The organism is Sphaerimonospora cavernae (genome assembly GCF_042435035.1).
Taxonomy (GTDB): Bacteria; Actinomycetota; Actinomycetes; order Streptosporangiales; family Streptosporangiaceae; genus Sphaerimonospora; species Sphaerimonospora cavernae.
Window position 1 is genome coordinate 18,128 of sequence record NZ_JBHMQT010000057.1, and the last position, 17,834, is coordinate 35,961.

Genomic DNA, 17,834 nt, shown 5'->3' on the forward strand with positions numbered 1-17,834 from the left:
GGGGCCGTACGCGCCGTACGGCCCGGCCCTCGTGGCACTAGCTCCGTGAACGGCGCAGGCCGGCGACACCGACGGCGGCTCCGGCGACGCCCACGGCGATGCCGATCCCGGCCAGCAGCCGGGCCGTGCCGTCGGTCCCGCCCGCGTCGTCGCGGGATTCCTCCTTGACGGCGACGGCGGCTGCGGTGGTGGCTGCGGTGGACGGCGCGGGACTCGCGGCGCCGTGCTCCCCTTCACCCTCGGCAGGCGCGACCAGCTTGAGCACCGGGACGGGGTGGTCCCCCTCGGAGCCGTCGGCCTTGGGCCCGTCGGCCCACTTGACGACCTCTCCGTTGGAGTAGGTCTGGGTCGTCGGGAAGGCCAACTGGTCGACGGACTTCGGCAGCGGGCCGAGGGACGCCTCGAACTCCTGGAACTGCCCGGGCCCGATCTTCCCTCCGGACCAGGTGATCTTCAGGACCGACTCGGTGACCTTGTCGCCGTCGTCGTTGACGACGGGGGTGGGCAGCCTGCCCTGGGTCACTTTCACGTCCCAGCCCTGGACCGGCCGGACCGAGACGAACGGCAGCGGGTGATCGGTCGGGAACTCGACCTCGACCTTGCTGGTGGACGCGTTGTCACGCTCGTTCGGCACCCTGAAAGCGATCTTGGTCCAGCTCCCCTTCGTCGCCGTTCCCGGCTGGACGGTCACATGGGCGAGGGCTGGTACGGCGAGGCCGATCGTGAGAGCGAGGGCGCCGGCGCCGACTGTCAGTGCGCGGCGCGTGGCGGCGGTGAATGCCATGAGAGGTTCTCCAGTCGTGTGGGGATGTCGAAAACGCGCGAGCAGCCGAAGACGGCCGCGCGCGCCCGAGCTCCGCGCGGAGCTCGGAACAGGTCACGAAAGGAGAAGAACGGGCGGCCCACGCCGTACCACCGTGTGCCTGAGGTGCCCGGCGTACCGGGGCCGCGTGCGCTCGGGCTCACGCGGGCACGGCCGGGGCACGGCGCCGTCGGCGGCCGTGAGCCCGGCGAGCAGCGGCCTGAGCCACCTGGCGGCGCGGGTGCCGATCCTGTGCAGGATCGACCACACCAGTGTCTCGCCCCGTGACAGCCACCAGCCCGTGATCAGCGCCGCGGTCAGGTGAGCGAACAGCATCCCGGCACGCACGCTCAGCGGATGGCAGTCCTCGTAGACAGCCGGGTCGTAGAGGCCGAACTCGTATGTCCCGGGCAGGTAGGCCACGCCGCCGGACTGCTCGGCCGGGCCGAGCAGCTGGTGCAGCGACGCCTGTGCGGCGAGGAGCAGGCCGACGACCGCCACCGGCGATCGTTCCCTGCCCGCCAGAGCGGCCGCTCCCGCCATGACGGCCAGACCGCCGACCAGGAGGGCACGGGGGGTGGGGGCGGCTCCCCCGGCGAACCAGTGCGCGCCGACGGCGAGCAGCACGCTGACGGCGGAGAATGCGGCCGACCGCGCGAGCCGTAAGGGGATGTTGGCGCGCATGACGTGGGGATTGTCCCACAGAAACCGATCACCTATAACGGAGAGCGACCATCGGGACCGGCTGGTCCGGGCGGCTCAGCGGCGCTCGGAGAACTCGTCGCGGTCCCGGCGGACCGGCGGCTTCTTTCCCTTGATGGTGGTCTTCCGCAGGGCGTTTATCACCTCGTGCGCGGCGGACTCGGGGATCTCCACGAGCGAGAAGCGGTCGGCGATCTCTATCGCCCCGATCTCGCGGCCGCTCACCCGGGTCTCCCCGGTGATGGCCCCGACCAGGTCACGCGGCCGCACCCCGACGCTGCGGCCGGCGCCGACGAAGATCCGGGTCATCCCGCCCGTCGGACCGCGGCCGCGCCGCTCCTCACGTCCCGGGCCGCCCTCGCGGCGTCCCCGGTCCGGCCGCGGCGCTCTCGGGGCGACCTCCGGGATCTCCTCCTCGTCGGCGGCGGCGCCGGTCGACTCATGGGCGAGCTTGACCGCCGCGAGCGCGATGTCCATGAGGTCGAACTCGTCGGCGAGGGTCTCGACCACGACGCGGAACCGGTCGAGGTCGGCGTCGCCCACCATGCTCTCCTCGAGGGCGGACCTGGTCAGCTCCAGCCGTCTCGCCCGCAGGTCCGCGACGGTCGGCACCTTCTCGACCGCGATCCGGTTGCGGGTCACCCGCTCGATCGTCTTGAGCATCCGGTGCTCGCGCGGCTCGGCCAGCGTGATCGCCACGCCCTCGCGGCCGGCCCGGCCCACCCGGCCGATCCGGTGGACGTACGCCTCCGGCGCCGACGGCACGTCGTAGTTGATCACGTGGGTGAGCTGCTCGATGTCGAGCCCGCGCGCCGCGACGTCGGTGGCGACCAGCAGATCGGCGGTGCCGGCGCGGAGCCGTCCCATCACGCGGTCACGCTGCTCCTGGCCCATCCCGCCGTGCAGCGCCTCGGCCCGGTAGCCACGGCCGTTCATGGTCTCGGTGAGATGGTCGACCTCCTCACGCGTGCGGCAGAACACGATCGCGGCCGTCGGCGCCTCCACGTCGAGCACCCGGCCGAGCGCCGCCGGCTTGTGGGGGCGCGCCACGATGTACGCGCTCTGCCGTACCCGCGGTGCCTCACCGGCGGCGGGCCGCTCACGCTCGATCTTGATGCGGATCGGCTCGCGCAGGTGGCTGCGGGCCATCCCGTTGATGCGCGGGGGCATGGTGGCCGAGAAGAGCACGGTCTGCCGGTCTTCCGGGACGTCCTGGAGGATCGCGTCGATGTCTTCGGCGAAGCCCATGTCCAGCATCTCGTCGGCCTCGTCGAGCACGACCATCTTCAGCGCGTCCAGGGCGAGCGTGCCCCGGCCGATGTGGTCGAGGGCACGGCCCGGCGTCGCGACCACGACGTCCACCCCGCGCTCGAGCTCCCGCAACTGCCGCCCGATCGGCTGCCCGCCGTAGATGGGCAGGACCCGCGCGCCGAGGCCGCGGCCGTAGCGGTGCATCGCCTCGGAGACCTGCACGGCGAGCTCGCGCGTGGGCAGGAGGACGAGCGCCATCGGCTTGACGCCGTCCCCGCCCTCGCCCTGCCGCGTCCGCTCGTCGTGCATCCGCTGCAGCACGGGAAGCGCGAAGGCGGCCGTCTTGCCCGTTCCGGTGGCGGCCTGTCCCAGCAGATCCCGCCCCTCCAGAAGGGGTGGGATGGCCTCCCGCTGGATGGGGGTGGGCTCCTCGTAGCCCAGATCGGTCAATGCCTTCAGCAGCTCCGGAAGCAACTCCAGATCGGCGAAGCCCGATCCGTCGTCGACCATGTTCTCGACCATCTCAGGCTCCTCCGGGGCAGACACACGCGGTACACATCGGAAACTATGATCCCCTAATCCCGGAGTTCGCTGGTCAGTGGGCATCCCATTCGCCCTGCCCCCCGAAGCCGTCCGGGCACCAGGTGATAATCGCAGATCCCAGGCAAAGCTCTCCCCCTGTTACCGTTGGGCGGTGGATCATCAGTCGCCGCGACCGGCTCGTGTCGCCGTGGCGGTCACGTTCGCCCTGCACGGGGCGGTGATGGGCAGCTTCGCCACCCGCATCCCCTGGCTGCAGGACCACCTGAACGCGAGTTCCGGCGAGCTCGGCCTGGCCCTGCTCGCGCCCGCCGTCGGCTCCCTGCTCACGATGCCCACCGCGAGCCGCATCACCCATCGGTACGGCGGTCGCGCCGTCACCCGGTGGCTGATCTGCCTGTGGTGCGCGGCGCTCGCCCTCCCCGCCCTCGCGCCGAGCCTGCCCGTGCTCTTCGCGACGCTCGCGGTGTACGGCGCCGCGTCGGGAATGTCCGACGTGGCGATGAACGCACAGGGTGTGGTGATCGAGCAGCGAATGGGCCGTTCGATCATGTCCGGGCTGCATGGGATGTGGAGTCTCGGCGGGCTGGTGGGCGGCGGCGTGGGCTCGGTGGCCGCGCACGCCGGGATCGACGCCCGCCTCCACCTGGCGATCATGGCACTCGCGCTGGCCGTGACGGGCGCCCTCGTCGGCGGCCTGCTGCCCGACGTGCGAGCCGAAGCGGACGCCGTGGAACCGCCGAGGTTCGCGCTGCCGTCACGCACCGTGCTGGTCATCGGGCTCGTCGGCTTCTGCGCGGTCTTCGCCGAAGCGGCCGGACACGACTGGTGCGCCGTCTACCTGACCCAGGTCACCGGAGCCTCGCCAGGGGTCGCGGCGGCGAGCTACAGCGCCTTCGCCCTCACCATGGCGGCCGGGCGGTTCTGCGGCGACGCCGCGGTCCGCCGGCTGGGCACCGTGGCGGTCGTACGTCTCGGCGGGGCGCTCGGGACGCTCGGCGGGATCCTCGTCGTGACCGCCCGCGACCCCTTGCCGGCGGTGGCGGGGTTCATGCTGATCGGCCTGGGGATCTCAGTGATCATTCCGCTGGTGTTCGCGGCCGCGGGCAACGCCGCGAACACGCCGAGCGAGGGCGTGGCGGGGGCGGCGACGATCAGCTACTCGTCCGGCTTCCTGGCGCCGAGCGCGATCGGCTGGATCGCCCAGGCGAGCACGCTGTCGGTCTCCTTCGCCCTCGTCACCGCCATGATGGCGGCGGTCCTGATGGGCGCGGGCGTGCTCATTCGGCGGTCCACCACCGCACCGCCGCCGCGGCGATCCTAGACGGCACCTCGTGCCCGCCGGCGAACTCCTTGTAGGTGACCGCGTAACCGTTTCGCCGCAGGCCGGGAACCAGCCGCCGACTGCAGACGTCGATCGGCAGCACGCGGTCGGACATGCCGTGCGAGATGAACACCCTTGGGCACCCGTGCCTGATCATCGGCGCCATGAACCCCGGTGAGAAGGCCAGCACCGCGCGGAACAGGTCGCCGTTGGCCACCCCGAGGGAAAGGGCATACGATGCCCCGTCGGAGAATCCGGCCACCGCGACCGCGTCCGCGTCGACCGTCGTCCTGGCGAACGCCTCGTGCAGCGCGGTGTCGATCCGCGCCACGTCGGGACCGTACCCTCCCACGATCATGTCCCAGGTCGAGGAGATCGCCTGGGGGGCGAGGATCAGCATCCCGGAACCGTTCGACAGGTCGGCCAGCCAGCGCAGCGCCTGCTCTGCCGTACCGCCCGCGCCGTGCAGGACCACGGCCAGCCGGGACGGGCGGGAAGGCAGATCGCGCGGCACGTGCAGCAGGGCGTGACCGTCCAGCCGATGCAGACCGGGATCGACGGAGCCACGGCTGATCGCGGGGCGGGCGCAGAGCCTGCCGTGCCGGACCCCCTCGTCCGGGAGTGGATGGGGAGCGGCCCTCTCCAGCACGGACACGCCGATCACCTCCCGATTACAGGCGCTCCTCCTGTTTCTTCCCCCGAGAGACGTCGTTCTGTCTCCTGCGCCGAATGTCCATCCCGCCGCTTTGGTATATCGGGACACTGGAGAACCTTGCCGGGAAACGCGGGATTGCGGACGAGCATGAGATCCGTGTTCCGGCTGATGCCGTACGGCCGAACCGCTGACCAGCAACGATGGCTTATCTATCTACCAGAGGGAACCGCTCACGAGGCGGTACGGCAAAGCCGCGGTAATCCCATCCCCATCGTTCGGCCCTTCTCTGGTTTCGGCACGCATGACGGGTATTGAAACAACCATATATGGGGTTGGAACCTAACAGATTCTCCCATCGGAGATGTACCACCCCGGCCACCCTGGAAAGGACGGACCCGTGACAGGCGGACGCCTTCTCCCCCGCCCCCGATCGATCCGGGCCCGCTACACCCTCACCGTGGCGCTGCTGTCCCTGATCGCCCTGACCGTCATCGGGGTGAGCCTGGACTTCGCGATCCGGGACGCGGCCCAGGCCCGCGTATTCCAGGCGACACAGCGCATCGCCGTTGACTGGCTCGCCTCGATGACTCCCGGCCGTACGCCCGACCGTACGCCGCCGGCGCCCGACCTCCTGCACCGGGCCGACCTGCTGCAGGTCACGGACTCACGGGGCCGGGTGATGGCGGCGCCCACGACGCAGGCGGGCACGCCGCCGGTGAGCGTCACCCCGCCCGCGTCCGCCGAGCGCGTCCAGAACCGCACCGTATGCGACCCGGCACACGACCGGTGCGTCATGGTCACCGCCATCCGGGTCCCTCCCCAGCTCGACCAGCAGTCCGCCGAACCCCACTACATCTACGCGGGGAAGACGGAGCCCCTGATCATCGCGACGAACCGGTTGGAGATGCTCACCGGCGCCGGAGTCCTCCTCGTGGCCGCCTTCTCCGCCTGGGTCACCTGGTGGGGGGTGGGTCGCACGCTGCGTCCGGTAGCCGCCATCCGCGCGCGCACCTCCCAGATCACGCCCGGCGACCTGAGCCTCCGGGTGCCCGAGCCGCCCAGGGACGACGAGATCGCGCAGCTCGCGCGTACCGCCAACCGGACTTTCGCCGAGATCGAGGAGACCGTCGGCCATCAGCGCCAGTTCGCCCAGATCGTGTCGCACGAGCTCAGATCTCCGGTGGCCGGTCTGCGCGTGCGGCTGGAGGAGGCGCTGATGTACCCCGACGATGTGGACCCGCTCGACACCATCCGGACCGCGCTGTCCACCACGGAGCGACTGCGGTCGATCATCGATGAGGTGCTGGCCTACGCCCGGGTCAAGAACGGCGTGACCGCTCTCGAACCGGTCGATCTGATCGCGCTCGTCCGTGAGGAGGCCAGCTCCCGGGCGTACGGCCCGCCGGCGCGGATGCGGGCCGATGGTGAACTGAAGGTCCTCGGCAACCGGTTGCAGCTGGTCGGGGTCGTGAACAATCTCCTGGCCAACGCACAGCGGCACGCGGAGACCACCGTGGAGGTCGCTGTGGAACGCCGGGACGGACAGGCCGTGGTGATCGTGTCCGACGACGGGGACGGCATCGCCCCCGAAGATCGGGAACGTGTCTTCGAGCCCTTCGTCCGCCTCGCCGACGGACGCCGGCGCGATCCCGGTGGCAGCGGGCTCGGCCTCGCCATCTGCCGGGCGATCGTCCGCGCTCACCATGGAACGCTGCGGGTCGAAGACTCGCCGCGCGGCGCCAGGTTCGCCGTCCGCCTGCCGCTGCTGCACTCGGATCGACCCGCGGCGGAGCCGGCGGGCGTCGCCCGCCCGGTGATCCCCGTACGGTGAAGACCCTCCCGAAGAGGCGTCGGAGGACGCCCCCGGGGTAGTGGCGGATCGAGAACGCCGTCAACCGAGAACGCCGTCAGCGGCGAGCAGCGCCGCCGGGAGGAGGAATCCATGATCGTGGCCCGCCACCTCATCCGGAGCCCCGTCCGCGGGGAACCGGCGTGAATCAGCATCGGCGCGATCTGCTGGACCGCGATCTCGAATGCGTCGCCGCCGACCTGCTCAAGCACGATCCGCGGCTGAGCGCTCTCGACGTGCGCGTACGGTTCGACGGCGGCGTGGCCCACGTCGAGGGCTCGGCCCCGGACGCGGCCGACCTCGCGATGCTGCGGGAGTCGCTCGGCCGGCTGGGCGGCGTGCTGGCGGTGTGGGACCGGGTCCACGTCGACGGCAGCGCACCCAGAGTCGTGGATCTCGGGTGCGGCGGCACCAAGCAGCACGCGGACAACCTCGGCCTCGACGTACGGCCGGGACCGACCGTCGACGTCGTCGCCGACCTGGTGGACGGAGTCCCGTTCCAGGACGAGTCGGTGGATCAGGTCTTCGCCGTCCACGTCATCGAACACCTCGCCGACTATCTGCCGCTGCTCGCCGAGTGCCACCGGATCCTGCGCCCCGGTGGGGTGTTGCACGTCCTCACGCCCTGGTGGCGGCACGTCAACGCCGTCGCCGACCCCACCCATGTGCGCCTGCTCGACGTGCAGACCTTCAAGTACCTGTGCCGGCCGGACCACGCGGGGCGGTGCTGGTACCCCCTGGTGGTGACGCGCGACGAGGCGACCGTCTTCGCCGACCTCCTGCCCGTGAAGGCGGGGGTACGGCCCGCCGACGAACAGCGGCTGGCGCGATTCTTCGACTGACACCTGGAACACCCGCCAGGCCACCGGTCGCGCGACGACGGGCGTCGCACGACCGGTGGGCGGATCACAATGTCGCCTCGGGGTGGGAGGGCTCCCCGCCGACCGGCGTCTTCGACCGCACCACGGCGACCGGGCACCGGGCGTGGTGCAGCACGGCCCGGCTGACCGACCCCAGCACGAACGACCGCACCGCGCCGCGTCCCCTGGAGCCGACGACCAGCAGGTCCGCCTCCGCCGACGCGTCGACGAGGGCGGTGACCGGGTGGGCCGAGACGGTGGCCGGCACGGTCTCCACACCGGGGTACTTCTCCCGCCACGCGGTGATCCTGCCGGTCACGAAGTCCGCCTGCGCCTGCCGCATCTCGTCCATGTCGTAGGCGATCTCCGGAGCGTAGATGTGCACCGGGAGCTGCCACCCGTACACCACCCGGAGCCTGCAGCCGCGCAGGCCGGCCTCCTCGAAGGCGTAGGCCAGGGCGGCCTCGGACTCCGGCGAGCCGTCGAACCCCACGACGATCTCACCCCGGACGTCCGTGGGACCGGGCCGCACCACGACCACGGGAGCGTCCACGTGACCGGCGACGTGCATGCTGACCGAGCCGAGCAGCATCCCGGTGAAGCCGCCCAGCCCGCGACTGCCGACGACGAGTTCGATGGCGTGCTCGGCCTGCCGCCGGAGGGTGTGCACCGGGTCTCCCTCGGCCATCTCGACGGTGACGTCGAGCTCCGGCCGCCGTTCCCGCGCGGTCTGCTCGGCCTCCCGAAGGATCTGCCGGCCGGACCGGGACAGGCGATCGTACATGTCGGGAATCGGATAGCGGGGGATGTCGTACGGCAGGCGGTCCAGGACATGCACGATGCGCAGGGGCAGGCGCTTGCGGGCGGCGTCGTCGGCGGCCCATTCGACGGCGGCGGTCGCCGCGGGCGAGCCGTCGGTCGCGACCACGATCGGTTCTGTCATGTCTCCTCCAATTTCGGCAATCGTCGATTGGTCGTCATCGGGCCGTGCCGGTCCCGCACCGACGGGCCCGGTCCGGTCACCCTTCCTGGACACCTCTTCCCCGCACCGGCTCACCATGCCTCCCTGCCGATCTCCATCTGCCGATCTCAGCGTCGACCCCGATCAATGCCGGGACCAGGGGCGCACGGCCCTCCGACGAGGGACCTTCGGCCGGGGAGACGTGGGCCAACGCCTCTGAGCCCGATGCCCGGCCCGGCCTAACGTCGAGGTAGATCGCGTTGTGCCGGGAGGGCATCATGCAGGTGAAAGTGAAGGACGTCATGTCGCGTGACGTCGCCGCCGTCGACCGGAGCACCCCGTTCAAGAACATCGCCGAGTTGATGATCGGGCGCCGCGTCAGCGCCGTTCCCGTCGTGGACGGCCAGGGCCGCGTCGCCGGCGTGGTCTCCGAGACCGACCTGCTGCGCAAGGAGGAGTTCCGGGAGCGGTTCTACCGCGAGGGCTACCGGCCCCCGCTGCGCGCCCGCCTGCGGCACCGCCTCGACCACGAGGGCGGCAACGTGGCCGCCAGAGCCCGCGGGGACAGTGCGGCCGAGCTCATGACCACGCGCGTGGTGACCACCACTCCCGACACCTCCGTGGTGTCCGCGGCACGCCTCATGGACCGGCACGGCGTTCGGCGGCTTCCCGTCGTCGACGAGCACGGTCACCTGGTGGGCATCGTGAGCCGACATGACCTGTTGCGGGTTTTCGTCCGGCCCGACGAGGAGATCTCCCGGGAGATCCGCGAGGACGTCCTGGAACGGAACATGTGGACGGACACCTCCTAGGTCGAGGTCACCGTGCGGGATGGCGTCGTCTCCGTCACCGGCAGCGTCCCCGAGCGGAGCAGCGCGGACATCGCCGTACGGCTCATGCGCCGGGTCAACGGCGTCGTCGGCGTCGTCGACCGGCTCAGCTGGGAGTGGGACGACCTGCGGCAGCAGCGGTGGGTGGGCGTCTGACCCGGCATCCCGCCGGCTCAGGCGGCCCCGAACTGCTCACCTCTCGTAGCAGCCCTGGTAGAAGCCCTGGTAAAGACCTTGGCAGAGGCCCGCCGGACATGTCCGGCGGGCCTCACGGCTTTCGGGAGACACCCCTCATCAGAGGCTCCTGAAAGCCGCGGAGATCAGCACCGTCCGATCAGCACTTGTCAATCAGCGCCGACCGCCGAAGCGGATCATGTCGCACACGATCACGGACAGTAGGGCGGCGCCCATCGCCATCGCCCAGCCCGCGGGCGGCAGCGGCACCAGCGCGAGCGGCATCCCCAATGGCGGGATCACCGTCACGAGCACCTGCAGCGCGGCGGTGGCGGTCACCGCGACGAGCACGGAACGGCAACGCCACCACCCGCGTTCGAAGGTCCGGCGGCGGGCGCGGACGACGTAGGCGAGGGTCAGGCGGGCGAAGACGAGGGCGAGCACGGCCTGGCCGCGGACCTGCTCCTCGCTCCATCCGAGGCGGCGAGCCGCCTCCACCGCCGCGAAGACGAGCACGCCGACGACCAGCGCCCGCAGCGCGATCCGGGTCAGGACCCGCCACGACAGCAGGCCGTCCCTGCTCGGGCGCAGCTCCAGCGGGTCTCCGGCCGGCCTGTCGATGCCGAGCGCGATGGCGGGGATGCCGTCCAGCACCAGGTTGATCCAGAGCAGCTGCACCGGAAGCAGCGGCACGACCAGATCCGGCCAGGCGATCAGGCCGGTGAGGACGATCAGGATTTCCGCCAGGTTGCCCGTCAGCAGATATCCGATCATCGAGGCGACGTTGTGACGCAGCCTGCGGCCCTCGCGGACCCCGCTGACGATCGTGCCGAGCTCGCCGTTGGTGACGACGACGGCCGCCGCCTCCCGGGCCACGTCGGTGCCCTCCTCACCGGCCATGGCCACCCCCACGTCCGCGTTGCGCAGGGCCGGGGCATCGTTCACGCCGTCGCCGGTCATCGCCACGACATCCCCGCCGGAACGCAGGGCACGCACCAGGTCGAGCTTGGTGGCCGGGTCGACCCGGGCCAGCACGCCCGCCTCGCGGAGCCGGGCGAATCTGCCGCGGTGATCAACGCTGTCGGAACCGCGCAGGGCGTCGAGCGACGCGCCTGTCACCACCGGGTCAGCCTCGATGCCCACCTCCTCGGCGATCGCGCGAGCGGTGTCGGCGTGATCACCGGTCACCATGACGACCCGGATGCCGGCCGCACGGCAGTCCGCCACGGCCTGCGGCGCCGAGGGGCGGATCTCATCACGCAACGCGACCAGGCCGAGGGGGCGCAGCCCGTCGGCGTCCAGATCACCGGTGTGCCGCTCGGCGAGCGCGAGCACCCGCAGGCCACGATCGGCGAGACCGGACACCGCCTGCGCCAGCCGGTCGGTCTCCGTTCCGGGAACGCACCGGCCGAGCACCACCTCGGGGGCGCCCTTGACCGTCAGCAGCGGACCTTCCGCGGGATCGCTCCCCGACGTGATCACGGCCATGGACCTCGTCTCGGCCTCGAACGGCCGGGCGGCCAGGCGTTCCTCACCGGGCGGCAGCCGTACCGCGTGCCGTTCGGCCGCGACGACGAGGGCGACGTCGACAGCGTCCCCGAGACCGTCACGGGCGTCGTTGCAGCGCAGCCCGGCACGCCACAGGTCACCTCCGGAGGCCGCCACCCGGTCGACCACGGTCAGATGCCCGGTGGTCAGCGTGCCGGTCTTGTCCGTGGCGATGACGGTCGTCGCGCCCAGGGCCTCGATGGCCGACAGGCGCCGCACGATCACGCCGAGCTTGGCCATGCGCTGTGAGCCGAGCGCCAGCGCAGTGGTGACGGCGGCGGCCAGGCTCTCCGGCACCGCGGCGATGGTCAGCGCCACCCCGGCCAGGATGATGTCGAGCAGCGCGGCCTCGCCCCGCTGGACCCGGGTGAGCCCGATCAGGATCATCACGACACCCGCCATGACGGCGACCAGGCCGATCCGCCGCGACGCCCTGGCGAGTTCGACCGCCAGCGGGCTCTTGACGCCGCCGCCCAGCGCGGAGGCGATGCGCCCCATCTCCGTGCGGGCACCGGTCCGGGTCACCTCGGCCACGCCCGCGCCCCGGACGACCAGCGTCCCGGCGAACAACTCCCCATGACGCTCGGCGAGCGGCACGGTCGGCCCCGGCGGTGCCGCAGGCCCCGTAGGCCCCCAGGGCTCACCCGCCAGATCCCCGCCGCCACCGGCCGGCTCACCCGCTCCGGTCACCCGTTTGGCGGCCGTCAGCGACTCGCCCGTCAGCATGGACTCGTCCACCCCGAGCGCGCTCGCCTCCAGCAGGCGCGCATCGGCCGGGACGCGGTCTCCTGCCGCCACCTGCATGATGTCGCCCGGCACGACCTCGACGGCGGGGACCCTCCGTACGACGCCGTCACGGACGACCTTGGCCAGGGGCGCGGTGAAGGTGCGCAGCGCCCGTACGGCACGGTCCGCCTTCGTCTCCTGGCTCACTCCGATCACCACGTTGACCAGGAGAATGATCAAGATGGCCGCGCCCTCGGGCACCTCGCCGAGGACGACCAGGGTGACCAGTCCGGCGATCAGCAGCAGAATCGACATCGGGTCGGCGAGCTGACGGGCGACCCGTACGGGCAGCCGCGGCCGGTGGGGCTGCGGGAACTCGTTGGGCCCGCTCTCGGCCAGCCGCCGGGACACAGCCTCCTCGGTCAGTCCTGTCAGTGCTCGCACAGCCGTCTCCATGCCCTCAAGCAGATCACTCCGGCTGTACCGGGCACCCCGGGCGAAAGGCACTCCCCCGGGGGACCTTCGCCCCAGCGGCGAAGCACACCCGTCGCGGGTTAGCGTATGGACATGATTCGTGTGTTCCTGGTGGACGACCATGAAGTGGTACGGCGAGGCGTCGCGGCGCTGCTGGAGTCCGAAGCCGACATCGAGGTCGTCGGGGAGGCGGGCACGGCCGAGTCGGCGCTGGCCCGGATCCCCGCCCTCAAACCGGACGTCGCCGTGCTCGACGTCCGGCTGCCCGACGGCAACGGCGTGGATGTCTGCCGCGACCTGCGCTCCAAGATGCCGGAGCTGGCCTGCCTGATGCTGACCTCGTTCGCCGACGACGAGGCGCTGTTCAACGCGGTGATGGCGGGGGCTTCGGGATATGTGCTCAAGCAGATCCACGGCTCGGACCTGGTCGGCGCGGTACGCACGGTGGCGGCCGGCCAGTCGCTGCTCGACCCGCAGACGACGGCGGCCATGCTGCAGCGGCTGCGCGATCAGGCGACCAGGAAGGACCCGCTCGCCGCGCTGTCCGACCAGGAGCGGCAGATCCTGGAGCTGATCGGCGAGGGGCTGACCAACCGCCAGATCGGTGAGCGGATGTTCCTGGCCGAGAAGACCGTGAAGAACTACGTCTCCAACCTGTTGAGCAAGCTCAACATGGAGCGCCGTACCCAGGCGGCGGCCCTGGCAGCACGCCTGAAAGCCGACCGCGAACGGTGACAGCCCCCGCGGCGAACTGCGAGAAATCGCAAGATCACGGGAAAGGTGGCGGGCTGGATCTAGTCTGGATCTAGTCCAGGGGCACGGTCCATCGCAGCCGGGTTCCTCCGCCTTCTGCGGTGGTGACCTCGAAGGATCCGCCCAGCCGTCGCGCGCGGTCCTCCAGGTTGCGCAGCCCGCTTCGCCTTCCCGAATCGGGAACTCCAACCCCGTTGTCCGTCACGATCAGGGTGAGGAGCCGGGTCTCGTTGCGTACGGTCACATCGGCGCGGGATGCCTTCGCGTGGCGGACGACGTTGGACAGCGCCTCACGCAGGACGGCCAGCAGGTGCTCGGCGATTGCCGGGGACACCTCGGTGTCCAGCCTGCCCTCCAGGCTCAGGCCGGGCATGAAGCCCAGGTGACCGCGTGCCCCCTCCACGAGGTCGACGACCTGCGCCCGAAGGCTCGGCGCACTCTCCTCCCGGGGCGCCTGCAGCGCGAAGATGGTCGATCGGATCTGCCGGATGGTGGTGTCCAGCTCGTCGATCGCGCTCTGCACCCTCGATGAGGCCTCCGGCCGTTCGACGAGCCGGACCGCGCCCATCAGCGTCATGGCGACCGCGAACAGCCGCTGGATCACGACGTCGTGCAGGTCCTTGGCGATGCGGTCGCGGTCCTCGAGCAGTCCCAGCCGCTCGGCGTTCTTCCTCGTCTCGGCGAGTTCCAGCGCGACGGCGGCCTGCCCGGCGAAGGCGTGGAACATCTCCACCTCCGAGAGGCTGAACGGCATGCGCCCGTGGCGCTTGCCCAGCCACAGCACGCCGCGCACCGCCCCCGCCCGGCCGATCGGCACCACCGCGACCGGGCCCACCGGAAGGTCTTCTTCTGCGTCGGTCCCGGCCTCGTCATCGGCCGAGTCGGTCGTCATGCGCGGCTCCCCGCTCAGGAAGGCCCGCCCGGCCAGCGTGCCGGAGACCGGGATCTCCCGGCCGATCACCTTCGCGTCGGCGGGGGTGTCCTGATCCGCGCTCTCCTCGAAGGTGCACCGCAGCGTCTCGCCGTCGTCGCCGGGCAGCAGGACCGTCACGACGTCGGCCTCCGCCATCTCACGAGTCCGGCGGGCCATCAGCGCGAGCACCTCCTCCGGTTCCGCGCCGGACAGCAGGCGGGTGGTGACCTCGGACGACGCCTTGAGCCAGGTCTCCCGGCGGCGGGTGTCCTCGTACAGGCGGGCGTTCTCGATGGCGACACCGGCGGCGGTGGCCAGGGCGACGACGACGGCTTCGTCGTCCTCGTCGAACTCCTCTCCTCCGCGCTTCTCGGTGAGGTAGAGGTTGCCGAACACCTCGTCGCGCACCTTGATCGGTACGCCGAGGAAACCGCCCATGGGCGGGTGGCCGGGCGGGAAGCCGTACGACTCGGGGTGCTCGGAGATGTCGGCGAGCCGCAGGATCTGCGGGTCCTTGATGAGCAGCCCGAGCAGGCCCAGACCATGCGGCCAGTGCTCGATCCGGGTGATCTCCTCCTCGGTCAGACCCACCGGGACGAACTGGACAAGCGTGTTCTCCTCGCCGATCACGCCCATCGCGCCGTAGCAGGCGTCGACGAGGGTCGTGGCGGTCTCGACGATCCGACGCAGGACCGTCTCCAGGTCCAGATCACTGCCGACCGAGACGACCGCGTCCAGCAGGGCGTGCACGCGATCACGGGTGGCCAGCACCGCCTGCAGCCGGCCCTGCAACTCGGAGAGCAGGTCGTCCAGTCGCATGTGAGGGAGCAGCGAACGGGGCTCGTCTTCCTTCATACCGGAAGTTTCCCATTCCGTACCGCCGGTCTCCACAGCGAAGCGACCTAGTCCCGTTCCTCGACCACCTCGGAGGGTGGGCGACGGACGCTGCCCACCTCGTCAACGGCGAAGCCGAGCCTCATGATCATCTGTGGGTACGCCCCGTCACAGACGTGCTTACGGATGAACTCCCGCAACTCGGGCAACTCCAGCGCCTGAGTGTGGAAGGCGGCACTGAGGCCGTAGGCCGAGGCATGCAGCAGGACCCGCTGCAGCGCCTGACCGGCGGCCAGCCAGTCGTCCGCGTCGTCGCCCGGCGTCGTCAGCATGGCCACGAGGCCGGTGTCGCCGGGCTCGTCGGACCTTACGCCCCAGTCCTGCCCCCTGGCGTAGTCACGCTGGGCGAAGTGCTGCGGTAGCGTCCGCTCCGGAGCCGCCGGATAGCTTCCCGCCGGCACGCCGTCCCGCCTGGCGCTTCCGGGAGGCCGGGCCCATCGCATGATCTCCAGGTTGAACATGCGGTCCCGGGACTGGACCTCCTGGGCGGCGCCGGTGAGTGCCGCGAGCACGCGCGCGTCCTCCTGCGACCGGACCGGCGTCAGCCGCGCCCCCTCCTCGGCGGCCTGCGCGACGAGCGCGGCGACCAACTCGTCCGCGATGGCCAACCCGGTGAAGCCGCTCCGGTGGGTGCGGCGTCGCTCGATCTCCGAGTGGAGCAGGCCGGCGTGTTCGTCGGGCTCCCCCGTCGGCTGTGGCCGGATCGTCGCCAGCAGCAAAGAGCGCTGCGGGTCTGGGCGCAGCCGTACCTCGGGGTGGTAGCCGAGCGCTCGCAGCGTGATCCGCACGTTGAACAGGGCCGCCCCGCAGCTCACCACCATCTGACGGCCGTCGGGGTCGGCGACGCGCAGCTTCCGGTCCGGGTCGGCGCGCAGGCCGACCTCGTCTCCCGACACGACGAAGGACCACGGCTGGGTGTTGTGCGGCGAGGGTGCCCACACCGCGGCCTCGACCGCCTCGTGCACCACGCGGATGGTCTCGTCAGATGTCCGAGTGTTCATGAGCGTCCCCCTCTGTTCGATGGTCGGGCCGCCGCCGCCCGATCAGAGGAGCGGCGGGGCGATCAGCAGGTCGTCGATCTCGAACGCCAGATCCGCATCCACCTCGATGACGCCGTCGACTCCGCGGACCGCGTGCAGGAACGGCCGGATCTGCGATCGCCGGCCGACCTTGCCCCGCATCATGACCATCCCGGCTTCGACGACGATCTCCAGGTCGGCCGTGTCCACCGCCATCCGGTCGGCGATCTCATCGATCTCCGCACGCATGTCCGTCACCGGCCGGGCGAACACGCGCAGCAGGTCACCCTGGTGCACGGTCCCGACGATGCGGCCGCTCATGGCGTCGATCACTGGAAGCTGCTTGATCCGGTTACGGTGCATCAGCCTCGCCGCGTCACGGACAGGAGTTCCCCCGGTCACGGTTATCGCCGGAGTGCTCATGATCTCACTGGCGGTCGTGCCAGCCGCCTTGCGGTGCTCGGTCCGCGTCTTCCGGCTCTCGAACAGACCCCCACCAAAGTCGATCTCCTTGAGGAGGATGTCGTCCTCAGACACCACTCCCACCGGCCGCCGGTCGGCGTCGATCACCGTGACGGCACCCACCTTGAACCGCCTCATCGTGTCGACGAGGTCGGCGAACGACGCGTCCATGCGAACGGCGATCGCCACCTTCCCCATGACGTCCTTCACCTTGATGCCCATCAGGACTTCCTCCCATCCGTGTCAGCACCAGCGTCTCCGTCGGCGTGTTACCTGGTCAGCGGTGAAGGTCCCGACCGGGCGGGACTTTCGACCGCACTTGCGGGGAACGGTTCAGACGGGAGCGGCCAGACGCGGCAGCGCGAAGGGAGCCGACATGCACAAGAAGGTGCGGGACGTGATGACCCGGGAGGTCGCCTCGGTCAACGGCAGCACGCCGTTCCGGGACATCGCCGAGGTGCTCATCGCGCACGAGGTGAGCGCGGTGCCGGTGGTGGACGGCGAGGGCCATGTCATCGGTGTGGTGTCGGAGGCCGATCTGCTCCGCAAGGAGGAGTTCCGTGAGCAGTACTACCAGGAGGGCTACCGGCCGCCGCTACGTGCGCGGCTGCGAAACCTCACCGCCGGTCCCGGCGCCGGGGCCGAGGAGAAGGCCCTCGGCGAGACGGCGGCCGAGCTGATGACCGCCCCGGCCGTCACGGTCAGGCCGTACACGAGCGTGGTGAACGCGGCGCGCCTGATGGCCGAGCGCGGGGTCAAACGCCTGCCGGTCGTCGACGACGACGGGCGGCTGGAGGGCGTCGTCAGCCGGCACGACCTGGTCAAGGTCTTCGCCCGGCCCGACGACGACATCGTCTGCGAAATCCGTGCGGAAATTCTCGACGACGCGCTGTGGGCCGACACCTCGGGGGTCGAGGTACGCGTGACCGACGGTGTGGTGACGCTCAGCGGGATGATCCCCCGCCATGCCGACGCACGGATCCTCACCCGGATGGCCGAGCGGGTCAACGGAGTGATCGACGTGATCGACATGCTGACCTGGCAGGAGGACGACCCCGGCGGGCGAAGCGGCCGATGATCGTCCCCCTGTCCCAGGT

16 protein-coding genes are annotated in these 17,834 nt (G+C 71.0%); 7 read left to right on the forward strand and 9 right to left on the reverse strand.

The genetic code is table 11. The features are described 5' to 3' along the window. Nucleotides 1–37: 37 nt before the first annotated feature. From ACFHYQ_RS25000 to ACFHYQ_RS25010, 3 genes are all read right to left on the reverse strand, one after another. On the reverse strand, nucleotides 38–784 hold the full coding sequence (locus tag ACFHYQ_RS25000; RefSeq protein WP_394303572.1) for a YcnI family copper-binding membrane protein: 747 nt from the start codon (nucleotides 782–784) through the stop codon (nucleotides 38–40). A gap of 93 nt (nucleotides 785–877) precedes the next feature. Beyond that, on the reverse strand, nucleotides 878–1,486 hold the full coding sequence (locus tag ACFHYQ_RS25005; RefSeq protein WP_394303573.1) for an MFS transporter: 609 nt from the start codon (nucleotides 1,484–1,486) through the stop codon (nucleotides 878–880). Nucleotides 1,487–1,561: 75 nt separating this feature from the next. Next, complete coding sequence (locus ACFHYQ_RS25010) at nucleotides 1,562–3,277, reverse strand: DEAD/DEAH box helicase (protein WP_394303574.1); 1,716 nt, start codon at nucleotides 3,275–3,277, stop codon at nucleotides 1,562–1,564. A gap of 172 nt (nucleotides 3,278–3,449) precedes the next feature. On the opposite strand from ACFHYQ_RS25010, the gene ACFHYQ_RS25015 reads away from it, so the two are divergent. Then, nucleotides 3,450–4,619 (forward strand): MFS transporter, encoded by a 1,170-nt coding sequence (locus ACFHYQ_RS25015; RefSeq protein ID WP_394303575.1) that lies wholly within the window; start codon nucleotides 3,450–3,452, stop codon nucleotides 4,617–4,619. Here the strand turns inward: ACFHYQ_RS25015 and ACFHYQ_RS25020 are convergent. After that, nucleotides 4,576–5,274: an alpha/beta hydrolase gene (locus ACFHYQ_RS25020; protein WP_394303576.1), complete on the reverse strand. Its 699-nt coding sequence runs from the start codon at nucleotides 5,272–5,274 to the stop codon at nucleotides 4,576–4,578. The genes ACFHYQ_RS25015 and ACFHYQ_RS25020 overlap by 44 nt on opposite strands. A 397-nt stretch (nucleotides 5,275–5,671) precedes the next feature. Here ACFHYQ_RS25020 and ACFHYQ_RS25025 point away from each other — a divergent pair, with 397 nt between their 5' ends. Both ACFHYQ_RS25025 and ACFHYQ_RS25030 read left to right on the forward strand, forming a co-directional pair. Continuing rightward, nucleotides 5,672–7,105, forward strand: a complete 1,434-nt coding sequence (locus tag ACFHYQ_RS25025) for a sensor histidine kinase (RefSeq protein WP_394303577.1) — start codon at nucleotides 5,672–5,674, stop codon at nucleotides 7,103–7,105. 161 nt (nucleotides 7,106–7,266) lie between these two features. Then, entirely contained in the window at nucleotides 7,267–7,965 is a 699-nt protein-coding gene (locus ACFHYQ_RS25030; RefSeq protein WP_394303578.1) for a methyltransferase domain-containing protein, read from the forward strand. A 64-nt stretch (nucleotides 7,966–8,029) separates the two neighbouring features. Here the strand turns inward: ACFHYQ_RS25030 and ACFHYQ_RS25035 are convergent, their stop codons facing one another. Then, on the reverse strand, nucleotides 8,030–8,926 hold the full coding sequence (locus tag ACFHYQ_RS25035) for a universal stress protein (protein WP_394303579.1): 897 nt from the start codon (nucleotides 8,924–8,926) through the stop codon (nucleotides 8,030–8,032). A 296-nt stretch (nucleotides 8,927–9,222) separates the two neighbouring features. On the opposite strand from ACFHYQ_RS25035, the gene ACFHYQ_RS25040 reads away from it, so the two are divergent. Continuing rightward, complete coding sequence (locus ACFHYQ_RS25040) at nucleotides 9,223–9,756, forward strand: CBS domain-containing protein (protein ID WP_394303580.1); 534 nt, start codon at nucleotides 9,223–9,225, stop codon at nucleotides 9,754–9,756. 12 nt (nucleotides 9,757–9,768) lie between these two features. Continuing rightward, entirely contained in the window at nucleotides 9,769–9,930 is a 162-nt protein-coding gene (locus tag ACFHYQ_RS25045; RefSeq protein WP_394303581.1) for a BON domain-containing protein, read from the forward strand. Between the two features lie 192 nt (nucleotides 9,931–10,122). On the opposite strand, the gene ACFHYQ_RS25050 is transcribed toward ACFHYQ_RS25045, so the two are convergent. After that, on the reverse strand, nucleotides 10,123–12,666 hold the full coding sequence (locus ACFHYQ_RS25050) for a cation-translocating P-type ATPase (RefSeq protein WP_394303582.1): 2,544 nt from the start codon (nucleotides 12,664–12,666) through the stop codon (nucleotides 10,123–10,125). Between the two features lie 123 nt (nucleotides 12,667–12,789). Between ACFHYQ_RS25050 and ACFHYQ_RS25055 the strand changes: the two genes are divergently transcribed. Further along, nucleotides 12,790–13,431 (forward strand): response regulator, encoded by a 642-nt coding sequence (locus ACFHYQ_RS25055; RefSeq protein ID WP_204011161.1) that lies wholly within the window; start codon nucleotides 12,790–12,792, stop codon nucleotides 13,429–13,431. Nucleotides 13,432–13,501: 70 nt separating this feature from the next. Here ACFHYQ_RS25055 and ACFHYQ_RS25060 read toward each other — a convergent pair whose 3' ends face one another. The 3 genes from ACFHYQ_RS25060 to ACFHYQ_RS25070 are packed head-to-tail and all read right to left on the reverse strand — an operon-like array spanning nucleotide 13,502 to nucleotide 16,959. Next, nucleotides 13,502–15,217 carry a sensor histidine kinase gene (locus tag ACFHYQ_RS25060; RefSeq protein ID WP_394303583.1) on the reverse strand — a complete coding sequence of 572 codons (1,716 nt, stop codon included), beginning with the start codon at nucleotides 15,215–15,217 and terminating at the stop codon, nucleotides 13,502–13,504. Between the two features lie 47 nt (nucleotides 15,218–15,264). After that, on the reverse strand, nucleotides 15,265–16,257 hold the full coding sequence (locus tag ACFHYQ_RS25065) for an Acg family FMN-binding oxidoreductase (protein WP_394303584.1): 993 nt from the start codon (nucleotides 16,255–16,257) through the stop codon (nucleotides 15,265–15,267). A gap of 42 nt (nucleotides 16,258–16,299) precedes the next feature. Further along, entirely contained in the window at nucleotides 16,300–16,959 is a 660-nt protein-coding gene (locus tag ACFHYQ_RS25070) for a CBS domain-containing protein (protein WP_394303585.1), read from the reverse strand. Nucleotides 16,960–17,113: 154 nt separating this feature from the next. On the opposite strand from ACFHYQ_RS25070, the gene ACFHYQ_RS25075 reads away from it, so the two are divergent. Continuing rightward, nucleotides 17,114–17,815: a CBS domain-containing protein gene (locus ACFHYQ_RS25075; RefSeq protein WP_394303586.1), complete on the forward strand. Its 702-nt coding sequence runs from the start codon at nucleotides 17,114–17,116 to the stop codon at nucleotides 17,813–17,815. Nucleotides 17,816–17,834: the final 19 nt, after the last annotated feature.